Genomic DNA, 12,480 nt, shown 5'->3' with positions numbered 1-12,480 from the left:
AATGGACAGATAATCACCCGCAAAAGGGTGGCAAAGGGCCAGACAATAAGGCCCCGCATATGAGGCGCTAGAGGGTATGTCGAGCAGGCAATCCCCGAAAGTGGCGGTATTGATGGGTGGCCCGAGCGCTGAGCGCGAGGTGTCGCTGTCGTCGGGGCGTGAATGCGCTGCCGCGCTGAGGGACGAAAACTTTGAGGTTGTCGAAATCGACGCGGGGGATGACCTCGTGTCGCGGTTGCATGCCTGTGCGCCTGATGTGGTGTTCAATGCGCTGCATGGCCGTTGGGGCGAGGATGGCTGCGTCCAAGGCATTCTCGAATGGCTCCGCATTCCCTACACCCATTCTGGCGTTCTGGCCTCCGCCCTTGCGATGGACAAGCAAAAGACCAAAGAGGTCTATGCCGCCCACGGTCTGCCTTTTGTCGAAAGCGTTCTGGCTGCGCGTGAAGAGGTCGAGGCGCGTCACGTGATGGCGCCTCCCTATGTCGTCAAACCCCATAACGAAGGTTCCTCCGTTGGCGTCTACATCGTCTCGGAAGCCGCCAATGGCCCGCCGAAACTGGCGCGCGAGACGCCCGATGTGGTGATGGTTGAAGCCTTCGCACCTGGCCGCGAGTTGACGACTGCTGTGCTGGATACTGCCGAGGGGCCGCGTGCGCTGGCCGTGACCGATATTCTGACCGACGGGTGGTATGATTATGACGCGAAATACGTCGAGGGCGGGTCGCGCCATGTGATCCCCGCCGAGGTGCCCGCCGAGATTGCGGCCGCCTGTGAGGATTTTGCGATCCGCGCCCATGCGGCTCTAGGGTGCCGCGGGTTGAGCCGCACCGATTTCCGCTGGGATGAGGCTCGCGGGCTGGAAGGGTTGATCCTTCTGGAGACCAACACCCAGCCGGGCATGACGCCGACGTCTCTTGCTCCTGAACAAGCCGCCCATGCGGGTCTGAGCTTCGGCGCGCTTTGTGCAGCCTTGGTGGAGGATGCCTCATGCAACCGGTAAGCCCGAGCCAGTTTCGCGCCGCACCACCACCCACGCCGCGTGCGCCCGTAACGGGTGGTTCTGCTCGTGTGTCGGAGGCCGTCGCCCGCGCCATCGGTGCACGCAAGCAGACCGCCGAGAACGCCGCGCCGCGCGATCCCGCTCCTTCCCGTGCGGCCTACCGCATGAACCGTCTGTGGCTCACGCCGTCTTTCCGTTTCTTCATGCGTCGCGTTGCGCCGGCTCTGTTCATTGCGGGGCTGGTGGCGATCTGGTTCGCCGATGACGAGAACCGTCTGGCCGTGACGGACACCTATGCCGAGCTGAAGCGCGAGATTCAAAACCGCCCTGAATTCATGGTCAAACTCATGGCCATCGACGGAGCCTCCGAAGAAGTCGCTCTCGACATCCGTGAGATCGTTCCCGTGGATTTCCCGATCTCATCGTTTGACCTCGATCTCAACGGAATGCTTGCCGAGATCGAAAGCCTTGATGCCGTGGAAAAGGCGGGTCTGCGCGTGCGGGCAGGGGGGATCTTGCAGGTTGATATCACCGAACGTACCCCCGCCGTTGTGTGGCGCGGGCCGCACGGGCTTGAAATGCTCGACCCGAAAGGGCATCGCGTCGGGGCGCTCGACAGCCGTCTGAGCCGCGCCGACCTGCCGCTGATCGCGGGTGAGGGCGCGGACAAGGTCGTGGGCGAGGCGCTGGCGATCTTCAAACAGGCGCAGCCCATCGTAACCCGCGTGCGTGGTTTGGTGCGCATCGGCGAGCGCCGTTGGAATCTCGTTCTGGATCGCGGGCAGACCGTCATGCTGCCCGAAAAGAACCCCCTTGGCGCGGTTGCGCAGGTCATTGCCCTCAATCAGGCGCAAGATCTTCTCGACCGTGACATCACCCATGTGGACATGCGCCATCCTGGCCGGCCCACCATTCGTTTGTCTGAAGCGGCGCATGAGGAATTGCGCCGCATCAAAGGACTGGAACTCGGAGTGTCGTTTCGATGACTGACCTGTATGCGACCCAACGTGCAATGCGAAACATGCGCAATGCTGCCCTGCAACGCGGGGTGATTGCCATTCTTGATGTGGGCACGTCGAAGATCGGCTGTCTCATCCTTCGGTTCGACGGCGAGAGGTTTTCGGGTGCCGAAGGCGTGGGCACGATGGCGGGGCAATCCGCCTTCCGCGTGATCGGTGCCGCCACGACCCGTTCGCGCGGCGTGAAGTTCGGCGAGATCGATGCCATGGCCGAGACCGAGCGGGCCATCCGCACCGCCGTGCAGGCCGCGCAGAAAATGGCGCAGACCCGTGTAGATCACGTCATCGCCTGTTTCTCGGGTGGCTCGCCGCGCAGCTACGGACTTGACGGGCAGGTGGATATTGAGGGGCAAACCGTTTCCGAGCAGGATGTGGCGCGTGTTCTCGCCGCTTGCGATGTGCCCGACTATGGCGCGCACCGCGAGGTTCTCCATGCCCAGCCCGTCAATTTCGCGCTCGACCACCGTTCCGGCCTTGGCGATCCGCGCGGCCAGATCGGTCAGACTCTGGCCTGCGATATCCATATGCTGACGGTCGACAGTGCGACGATCCAGAACCTTCTCTACTGCATCAAGCGTTGTGACCTCGAAGTGGCCGGGCTTGCCTCTGCGGCCTATGCGTCTGGCGTCTCCGCGCTGGTTGAAGACGAGCAAGAGCTTGGCGCGGCCTGTGTTGATTTGGGCGGCGGGGCGACGGATGTGTCGATCTTCATGCGTAAACATATGATCTATGCCGATAGCGTGCGGATGGGTGGCGAGCATGTCACCTCCGATATCGCAATGGGCCTGCAAATCCCAACGGCGACCGCCGAACGGATCAAGACTTTTTACGGTGGTGTTGTAGCCACTGGGATGGATGACCGCGAGATGATTGAAGTGGGCGGCGACAGTGGTGACTGGGAGAAAGACCGTCGCACCGTGTCGCGCTCGGAACTCATTGGCATTATGCGTCCGCGCGTCGAAGAAATCCTCGAAGGCGTGCGTGAGTGCCTCGATGCCGCAGGTTTCGAATATATGCCGAGCCAGCAAATCGTCCTCACGGGTGGCGGCAGCCAGATCCCCGGCCTCGACACGCTGGCCCCGAAAATCCTCGGCCAGCAGGTCCGCATCGGACGTCCCTTGCGTGTGCAGGGTCTGCCGCAGGCCGCAACGGGTGCTGCATTCGCCTCCGCCGTGGGCCTGTGCGTCTTTGCCGCCAACCCACAAGACGAATTCTGGGATTTCGAAGTGCCCGTCGACAGCTATCCCGCCCGCTCGCTCAAGCGCGCCGTGCGGTGGTTCAAGGAGAACTGGTAACGAGGAATGCGGCGGGGCCGTCCCGACGGTTCCCCTCCCGCCGCGCCCGTGCTAAACTCCTCGACAGGCAGGTGAATCAATCACCGATCAAGTTTCCGACGCAGGGCATACCCCGCGCGAAAGGCACCGAGCAGTGCCACCGAATGACAAGATTCGCCCCACGGGGCTGCGCGCAAATAGCGATTTGCGGGCCTGTGAGATATGTCGCCTTGTCTTGTGGTGTGCGGCGCGAGAGCGCCTAAATATCGCAGATTGCGCAAAATCCCGCTCAAATAGGGCAACCTCGTCCCCACATTTTGTGGCAATATTGTGTTTTATGGGTGACGTAGCGGCTCAAATTCCTTAGGATTTAGGGGGAACTGGTAAATTGCGCTCCGATTCAGGGGTGGGGACGAACGTATCCGACACGAGGCACAACGCCCGATCGGACAAACAGCAGGCGGTAGATTATGGCTTTGAATCTGACAATGCCCGAGCGGGAAGAGTTGAAACCGAAGATCACGGTCTTCGGCGTTGGTGGTGCAGGCGGCAACGCGGTCAATAACATGATCGAAAAGGCGCTTGAGGGCGTCGACTTCGTCGTTGCAAATACCGATGCACAAGCACTCCAGCATTCCAAGGCGGGTGCGAAAATCCAGATGGGTGTGAAAGTCACCGAAGGTCTGGGCGCAGGTGCGCGAGCCAGTGTTGGTGCCGCGGCTGCTGAAGAAAGCATCGAGACCATCGTTGATCATCTTGCGGGCGCACACATGTGCTTCATCACCGCGGGTATGGGCGGCGGCACGGGTACAGGTGCGGCGCCGATCATCGCGCAGGCCGCGCGTGAGCTTGGCGTTCTGACCGTTGGCGTTGTGACCAAGCCCTTCCAGTTTGAAGGTGCCAAGCGGATGCGGCAGGCCGAAGATGGCGTTGAGCAACTGCAAAAGATGGTCGATACGCTCATCATCATCCCCAACCAGAACCTGTTCCGTCTGGCCAATGAAAAGACCACCTTCACCGAAGCCTTCTCGCTTGCCGACGATGTGCTCTACCAAGGTGTGAAGGGCGTGACCGATCTTATGGTGCGTCCGGGTCTCATCAACCTCGACTTCGCCGACGTGCGTGCGGTGATGGACGAGATGGGCAAAGCCATGATGGGCACGGGCGAGGCCGCAGGCGAGGATCGTGCGATCCAGGCTGCCGAGAAGGCGATTGCCAACCCGCTCCTCGACGAGATTTCGCTCAAAGGCGCCAAAGGCGTTCTTATCAACATCACGGGTGGCGACGACCTGACCCTGTTCGAACTGGACGAGGCGGCCAACCGTATCCGTGAGGAAGTCGATCCTGACGCCAACATCATCGTTGGTTCCACCATGGATCCGTCCCTCGAAGGCAATATGCGCGTCTCCGTGGTTGCCACGGGTATCGACGTGGAAGGCAATGTGGCCGAAACGCCCGTGCCGCGTCGTCGTCTGGCCGAGCCGCTCGCGGCTTCGCATGAGGTCGCCGAGGAAGTGGCCGAAGAGCAGCAACCCGCCGCTCAGGCTCCTGCCGCGCAGCAGCAACCGCAGGCACAGGCCGAAGCTCCCGCCGAGCCCGAACAGCCGAGTCTCGACGTGTTTGATCCGCAGCACTACGGTGGCGACGCCGCTCCCGCGCCGCGCCAGACCGCCGCTGACGACCTGCCGCCGCCTGCGTATCAACCGCAGAACCACGCGCAGCCCACGATGCACGAGCCTGAACCCGAAGCCTATGTTGCTCCGCAGCCGCAAACCCCTGGTGCTCCTGCACCCGAGACGCTTGCACGCCTGCAAGCAGCCGTGGCCAAGCAACCCTCCGCGCCGCAGCGTGCACCCGCACCTGAAGCCGAGCAGAAGCAAGGCCGTTTCGGCATCAACTCTTTGATCGGTCGCATGACGGGGCACGGGGGTGAGGAGACAGGCCGCGCTGTGCCGCCGCAACCGCAGCAAGCCCAGCCGCGCTTTGGCGCAGCACCGCAGCCCGCGCCCGCCGCGCGGCCGCAGGTGCATCAGGCTTACGACGAGGATCAAGAACTCGATCCCGAACGTGAAAAGATCGAAATTCCCGCCTTCCTGCGCCGTCAGGCCAACTGATCGCGGGTGATTTAGGGCCGCGTCCGCGCGCTTTCCCTGTCACGTTTACACGAAGTGAAACATGAGATGAGGCGTCCCGTTGGGGCGCCTTTTCCTTGTTTTATGAAGGACTTGCTGCGATGCGGCGGTAATTTGCGCAGTTTTCTGCCCGTCCGTCCTGCCCAGTGTTACAAACGGTTACAAAGATTGAGTTGAGCTATTGCTAGGCGATGCTTAACTAACTGACAACCAAGCCATAAGGCCCGTTCGATACGGGCTTGGCTGTCAAATCAAGGGAGGCGACAAGCCTCTGAAGGGTCTAGGACGACGTGCAAAGAACAGTTGCAAAAACGGTGACATTCAACGGGGTGGGTCTGCACTCTGGTGCGCCCGTGCACATGACGGTCGCCCCCGCACGCGCCTCTTCGGGTGTGTCCTTCCGTCGTTCCGATATTGCCTCTGATGCCGCTGACCCGCGAAACGCCGACATTCCCGCTCGCTGGGATCACGTTGTTCCTTCGCAATTGTGCACCCTGATGCGCAACGGTGATGGCGTGGAAATCTCGACCGTCGAACATATCATGGCCGCCCTCGCGGGTCTTGGCATTGATAACGCAGTGGTCGCGGTAGATGGTCCAGAAGTGCCGATCCTCGATGGGTCTGCCGCACCTTTCGTGCGCGGGCTTCTCGATGCGGGGATCGCAACGCAGGACGGCCCGACCCGTGCGCTGAAAATTCTCAAGCCTGTTTCGGTTGATGTGAACGGTGCGAAAGCGCGCCTTGATCCCGCCGATACGCTCGAAATCAACTTTCACATCGATTTCGCCGACGAGGCGATCGGGGTGCAGGACAAACATCTTAAAATGGCCAATGGCGCTTTCGTGCGTGAGCTTTCCGATTGCCGCACCTTCTGCCGCAAGTCCGACGTGGACGCGATGCGCGAAAACGGTCTGGCTCTCGGTGGCACCTATGACAATGCGGTTGTCGTGGACGGCGATGCGGTGCTTTCGCCAGGTGGTCTACGTCACGACGACGAGCCCGTGCGCCATAAAATGCTCGACGCGCTTGGTGATCTCTACCTTGCGGGTGCGCCCATCCTCGGGCGCTACACGGGCGAGAAGGCTGGCCATGCGCTCACCAACAAACTTTTGCGCAAATTGTTCGCGACGCGCGGGGCGTGGGCCTATGTCACGGTCGATCACGAGACCGCCGCGCGCCTTCCTGGTGCGGGTGTTTCGCAGCGTGATCTGGCTGTTTGCGCCTGATAAGACGCGCAGTTTTTCACGTCTTCGATCCCGACAATGCGAGAATTGAGTGCAAAGACATTTTGCGCAGGATTTTTCTGTGCTAGGAACCTCCCGAAGGCCCTGTTAAAAGGGTCCGAAGACTGGCAAAGGGTGGACCTTTCATGGCGGCAAAGACCTATCGCGGATTGAAAGTTGGTATGGGCATGTCCATGGCATTGCTCCTCGTGGCCTGCGGTGACAATGCACCGACACGAGACCTCGAGGGCTATCCTGCCGCCGAGATATACGAGCGTGCGGAATACGAGATCAGCCAGAACGACTTCGATGACGCGGCGCATTACTTCTCGGAGGTCGAGCGCCTCTATCCCTATTCAGACTGGGCCAAGCGCGCCTTGATCATGCAGGCGTTCTCCTATCACCGCGACGGCGACTATGTGCCCGCGCGTGCCGCTGCACAGCGATTCCTTGATTTCTACCCGACCGACGAGGATGCGGCCTATGCGCAGTATCTCCTCGCTCTGTCCTACTATGACCAGATCGACGACGTTGGCCGCGATCAAGGTCTGACCTTTCAAGCGTTGCAGGCCCTGCGCGTCGTCATCGAGAAGTACCCCGACAGCGAATATGCGCGTTCGGCGGTCCTGAAATTCGACCTCGCCTTCGATCACCTTGCTGCCAAGGAGATGGAAATCGGGCGTTACTATCTCAAGCGCAAGCATTATTCCGCCGCCGTCAACCGTTTCCGCGTTGTCGTCGAGCAATTCCAGACGACCCAGCATACGCCTGAGGCGCTGCACCGTTTGGTCGAGAGCTACCTGTCGCTCGGACTGGTGGAAGAGGCGCAGACCGCTGCCGCTATTCTCGGCCACAACTATCGCTCGACCGAGTGGTATGAGGACAGCTACGCGCTTTTGACTGGGCAGGGGCTGGAGGCAAAAGCCTTCAACAGCAACTGGCTCGGTGCGGTCTATCGTCAGATGATCCGCGGCGAATGGCTCTGAGGGGCGGGGCACCCATCCCATGCTGAGAAGTCTCGACATTCGGGACATGTTGATCATTGATCACCTCGCGCTGGAATTCCACGCGGGGCTCAATGTGCTCACGGGCGAGACAGGGGCGGGAAAATCCATCCTGCTCGACAGTCTCGGGTTTGTTCTCGGTTGGCGCGGACGGGCGGATCTCGTGCGTGCGGGCGCCGAGCAGGGCGAAGTGACCGCCGTATTTGATCTTCCCCATGATCATGCTGCACAATCGGTTCTGGCCGATCTTGATATCGTTGCCGAGGACGGGGAGTTGATCCTGCGTCGTGTGAACGGAGCCGACGGGCGCAAGACCGCATGGGTCAACGACCGCCGCGTGTCGGGGGAAGTGCTGCGTCGCCTGTCCGAACATCTCGTGGAATTGCACGGCCAGCATGATGATCGTGGCTTGCTCAACCCGCGCGGCCACCGCGATATGCTCGACGCTTTTGGCGGGCTGGCGAAACCTTTGGCCGCGACCCGATCCGCGTGGAAAGACCTGTCTGCCGCTCGTAAGGCGCTTGCCGAGGCCGAGGCCGCGCGTGATGCGCTGGCTGCCGAGGAGGAATTCCTGCGCCACGCCGTTGGCGAGTTGGATGCGCTTGATCCCCAAGCGGGAGAGGAGGCGCAGCTTGATGCCGAGCGCCGCCGAATGCAGGCCGCTGAAAAGATCGCCGCCGATGTCGCCAAAGCCCATCAGGCCATGTCTTATGATGGCGGTGAGGGGATGCTGACCGATGCGCTCAAATGGCTCGAAGGGGCCGCTGAGCAGGCTGAGGGCAAGCTTGATCCCGCCATTGATGCTTTGGACCGTGCGCTCAACGAGTTGGCCGAGGCGCAAAGTGGCGTCGAGGACACAATCGAGGCGCTGCGCTTCAATCCGCATGAATTGGAACAGGTTGAGGAGCGACTCTTTGCCATTCGCGGTCTGGCGCGCAAGCATGGCGTTCTGGCCGACGAGTTGGGCAGCTTTGCCGAGGGCCTGCGCGAGAAACTGGAGCGGATCGACAATTCGGGAGCACAGATCGACGGGCTGACCAAGGCGCGCGATGCCGCTCTTGCCACCTACGACGCCGCGGCGAAGGCGCTCTCGGAAAAACGTCTGAAGGCAGCCTGCGAACTCGACAAGATGATGGCCGCCGAATTGGCACCGCTCAAGATGGAACGCGCTGTTTTCACAACGGAAATCAATGAGGGCGAGGCGGGACCAGATGGCCGCGATACGGTGGCCTTTACGGTTGCCACCAACCCTGGCGCACCCGCAGGGCCGCTGGCCAAGATCGCCTCGGGCGGGGAGCTGTCGCGCTTCCTGCTGGCGCTCAAGGTCTGCCTCACGCGCGACCAGACGGGCGTGACGATGATCTTTGACGAGATTGACCGTGGTGTGGGCGGGGCCACCGCCGATGCCGTGGGGCGCCGCCTTCAGGCGCTGGCTCAAGAGGGGCAGATCCTCGTCGTCACCCATTCGCCTCAGGTCGCCGCCCGCGGTGCGCATCATTGGCGCGTTGCCAAGCGGGTCGTGGACGGGATGACGCTCTCGGATGTCTCGACGCTGGACGCGGACGCACGGATCGACGAGGTGGCGCGGATGCTCTCGGGTGACACGATCACCGATGCAGCGCGTGACGCCGCCCGTGCGCTACTCGATGGTTAGGGCACCAGTTTTCCCGGATTGAGGATATTGGTTGGGTCAAGCGCCGCTTTGAGCGCGCCCATCACCTCCCAGCCTTCCCCGTGTTCACGCGCCATCAGGCTGCGTTTACCCATGCCGATGCCGTGCTCCCCTGTAATCGTCCCGCCAAGTGCCAATGCGCGTTCGGCCATGCGTTCGCCTAGCCGTTTCGCCTCGACAAGATCGGCGGGTTGCTCGGGATCAAGCAGCAGGATCGCGTGGAAATTCCCGTCACCGACATGGCCCAGAATCGGCCCCTCCAGTGTCGAGGCGGCAATATCCGCCGCCGTTTCCTCGACCGCTTCGGCCAGTTTCGAGATCGGCACGCAGATGTCCGTGACCAGCCCCTTGCACCCCTTCTTGAGCGCGAGGCAGGCGTAATAGGCGTTGTGGCGCATGGTCCAAAGGGCGGTGCGGTCTTCGGGTTTGGTCGCCCATTGGAAGGGCGAGCCGCCGAAGTCGGAGACCAACTCGCCAAAGGCTTCCGACTGTTCCACAACACCCGCGTCCGAGCCGTGAAATTCGACAAAGAGATGGGGTTTGAGCGGGAAGTCCGCGCCCGAATATTTGTTCACCGCCTCTACGCTTTTCGTGTCGAGAAACTCGATCCGCGCCATGGGGATGCCGTATTGGATCGTGGCAATCACGGTGGAGACGGCGGCTTCGATCGTGTCAAAGGCACAGACACCCGCCGAGATGGCTTCAGGTTGCCCGTGCAGGCGCAGGCCCACTTCCGTGACCAGCCCTAGCGTTCCTTCCGAGCCGACCATCAGCGCGGTCAGGTCATAGCCTGCCGACGACTTTCGTGCCCGCGATCCAGTCTCGATTACCCGTCCGTCAGCAAGCACGACCGTCAGACCGATCACATTGTCACGCATCGTGCCGTAACGCACCGCCGTGGTCCCCGAGGCGCGTGTCATGGTCATCCCGCCGATGCTCGCATTCGCGCCCGGATCGACGGGGAACATCAGCCCGCTCGCGCGCAATTCGGTGTTGAGCTGTTCGCGCGTCACCCCTGGCTGCACGCGGCAATCCATATCGGCGTCATTGACCCGAAGGATGCGGTTCATATGTGCGAAATCGACAACGATCCCGCCCGATGTGGCAAGGGTCTGCCCTTCCAGCGAGGTGCCCGCTCCCCACGCGGTGACGGGAATGTGGTGGGCATGGCAGATCCCCATGATCTGTGACACCTCTTGCGTGCTCTCGGGATAGACCACGGCATCAGGCGGGGTGTGAGGAAACCATGTCTCCGAGCGACCATGAAGATCAAGATCGGACTTGGAACGTGACACGCGACCTTCTAGAACGGAGGAAAGCGCGTCAAATGCGGTCTCTGGGATCATAGGTTAACCTAAATGCTGCTTTGTTCAGAGAACCTTACTGGATGCTAATGTGCTGTGAAAGGTCACGGCTCGGAAAGGGCGCATGTCAGTCTCATGAATAATGAAAATGTAACATACCCGCGAAAGCTGTTGGTGGATATCCGCCAAGGGCTGGTGGAGACGCTTGACCTGATGCGCCGTCGCGGTCCCAGTCAGGTCCAGTTCTGGTTCATCGCTCTTATGATCGGTGTGGCGTCAGGCGTGGCTGCGCTATTTTTCCGAAAAGGAATCAACTGGTTACAAAGCACGATCTACGGCACGGATGACGTGCGGCAACTGCACAGTTACCTTGATGGGCTGCCGTGGTATTGGGTGCTTCTGGTGCCCATTCTTGGCGGGTTGGTCGTGGGCGTCATCCTCAACTGGTTCACGCCAGACGGGCAGGTGCGGTCTGTTGCCGATGTGATTGAGGGGGCCGCGCTCAACGATGGCCGCATGGAAAAGCGCGCGGGTCTCGCCTCGGCGGCGGCCTCGATGGTCACATTGTCGACGGGCGGATCGACGGGGCGCGAGGGGCCTGTCGTTCACCTTGCTGGCGTAATCTCGACATGGGTCTCGAACCGTCTGCATGCCGATGGAATCACGGGGCGCGATCTGTTGGGGTGTGCCGTGGCCGCCGCTGTCTCCGCCTCCTTCAACGCGCCGATTGCGGGGGCGCTCTTTGCTCTCGAAGTCGTGCTGCGCCATTTCGCGGTCCATGCCTTCGCGCCGATTGTCATCGCGGCGGCGGCTGGCACGGTGATCAACCGCCTCGAATTTGGCGGCGTGACCGAGTTTTCTCTGGTGGCGGAAGGGGTGCTGTCCTTCTACGTCGAACTGCCCGCGTTCCTGTTGCTCGGCCTCGTGTGCGGTGTGGTGGCGGTCCTGATGATGCGCGCTATTTTCATGGCGGATGATTTCGGGACGTGGGTGCAGGGGCGGATCGGACTTCCGCCTGTTTTCCGCCCGATGGTGGCGGGGGCTATGCTCGGCGGGATGGCCATTGTTTTCCCGCATATTATCGGCGTGGGGTACGAGACCACATCTGCTGCACTCACGGGCGAGTTACTGATCTGGCAGGGCATCGTCTACGCCTTTATCAAGGTGGTTGCGGTGGCCATCACGACAGCAGGTCGTATGGGCGGCGGGATGTTCTCGCCTGCGCTCATGGTGGGCGCGCTAACGGGCCTGTCTTTCGGACTGATCGCAACGGCTGTTTTTCCTACCGTTTCGGGCACTGCGACGCTCTATGCGTTGGCGGGGATGGGGGGGGTGGCGGCGGCGGTGCTGGGGGCGCCGATTTCCACCACGCTTATCGTTTTTGAACTCACGGGCGACTGGCAGACGGGGTTGGCGGTGATGGTCACTGTGTCGCTCTCCACCGCCATTGCCTCGCGGCTTGTGGACCACTCCTATTTCCTCACGATCCTAGAGCGGCGGGGCATCCATCTGGCGGCGGGGCCGCAGGCTTACCTGCTGTCCACGGTGCGCGTTCACCAATGCTACCGCGCACCCGACGCTCCGCGCGCGGCTTCCGAGGAAGCTTGCAAGGAATTGATCCAAAAGGGAATTTACGTCACGCCTAACGAGACTTTGGAGAAGGTGATGCCGCTCTTTGATCAGCACAACCTGATCTTTATCCCCGTTGTGACGCTGCGCGAGGATCAGCCTCCAGAGGTGCATGGCGCGATGTTTCAGGTCGATGCCCTGCGCGCCTTCAACAAGAAGCTCGCCGCCACGGCGGCCGAAGAACACTCCTGAAACGCGCCCTCAACGGATACGAAAAACG

At 61.5% G+C, this 12,480-nt stretch carries 9 protein-coding genes; 8 read left to right on the top strand and 1 reads right to left on the bottom strand.

The window, feature by feature from the left end; genetic code table 11:
- Window positions 1–76 precede the first annotated feature (76 nt).
- The 7 genes from ACN0SC_RS11670 to recN all read left to right on the top strand — a co-directional run bounded on the left by ACN0SC_RS11670 (window position 77) and on the right by recN (window position 9,309).
- Window positions 77–1,003, top strand: a complete 927-nt coding sequence (locus ACN0SC_RS11670; RefSeq protein WP_417249856.1) for a D-alanine--D-alanine ligase — start codon at window positions 77–79, stop codon at window positions 1,001–1,003.
- Complete coding sequence (locus tag ACN0SC_RS11665; protein ID WP_417249855.1) at window positions 991–1,989, top strand: cell division protein FtsQ/DivIB; 999 nt, start codon at window positions 991–993, stop codon at window positions 1,987–1,989. Before ACN0SC_RS11670 ends, ACN0SC_RS11665 begins: the two co-directional genes overlap by 13 nt.
- On the top strand, window positions 1,986–3,317 hold the full coding sequence (gene ftsA, locus ACN0SC_RS11660) for a cell division protein FtsA (protein WP_417249854.1): 1,332 nt from the start codon (window positions 1,986–1,988) through the stop codon (window positions 3,315–3,317). Before ACN0SC_RS11665 ends, ftsA begins: the two co-directional genes overlap by 4 nt.
- 449 nt (window positions 3,318–3,766) lie before the next feature.
- Window positions 3,767–5,410, top strand: coding sequence for a cell division protein FtsZ (gene ftsZ / locus ACN0SC_RS11655; protein ID WP_417249853.1), 1,644 nt, complete (start codon window positions 3,767–3,769; stop codon window positions 5,408–5,410).
- A gap of 308 nt (window positions 5,411–5,718) precedes the next feature.
- The gene (gene lpxC, locus ACN0SC_RS11650) at window positions 5,719–6,654 is read left to right on the top strand and encodes a UDP-3-O-acyl-N-acetylglucosamine deacetylase (RefSeq protein ID WP_417249852.1); all 936 of its coding nucleotides are present in this window, start codon (window positions 5,719–5,721) and stop codon (window positions 6,652–6,654) included.
- A gap of 143 nt (window positions 6,655–6,797) precedes the next feature.
- Window positions 6,798–7,637: an outer membrane protein assembly factor BamD gene (locus tag ACN0SC_RS11645; protein WP_417249851.1), complete on the top strand. Its 840-nt coding sequence runs from the start codon at window positions 6,798–6,800 to the stop codon at window positions 7,635–7,637.
- 19 nt (window positions 7,638–7,656) lie between these two features.
- Window positions 7,657–9,309 carry a DNA repair protein RecN gene (gene recN, locus ACN0SC_RS11640; RefSeq protein WP_417249850.1) on the top strand — a complete coding sequence of 551 codons (1,653 nt, stop codon included), beginning with the start codon at window positions 7,657–7,659 and terminating at the stop codon, window positions 9,307–9,309.
- On the opposite strand, the gene ACN0SC_RS11635 is transcribed toward recN, so the two are convergent.
- A complete protein-coding gene (locus ACN0SC_RS11635; protein ID WP_417249849.1) occupies window positions 9,306–10,673 on the bottom strand; it encodes an FAD-binding oxidoreductase in 1,368 nt (455 codons plus the stop codon). The genes recN and ACN0SC_RS11635 overlap by 4 nt on opposite strands.
- Window positions 10,674–10,766: 93 nt before the next feature.
- Here ACN0SC_RS11635 and ACN0SC_RS11630 point away from each other — a divergent pair, with 93 nt between their 5' ends.
- Window positions 10,767–12,452 (top strand): chloride channel protein, encoded by a 1,686-nt coding sequence (locus ACN0SC_RS11630; protein ID WP_417249848.1) that lies wholly within the window; start codon window positions 10,767–10,769, stop codon window positions 12,450–12,452.
- The last annotated feature ends 28 nt before the right edge of the window (window positions 12,453–12,480 follow it).

It is taken from the genome of Celeribacter sp., from assembly GCF_048261515.1.
In the GTDB taxonomy this organism is placed as follows: Bacteria; Pseudomonadota; Alphaproteobacteria; order Rhodobacterales; family Rhodobacteraceae; genus Celeribacter.
The sequence above is the reverse complement of the archived record's forward strand: the minus strand, read 5'-3'. Positions and strand labels throughout refer to the sequence as shown.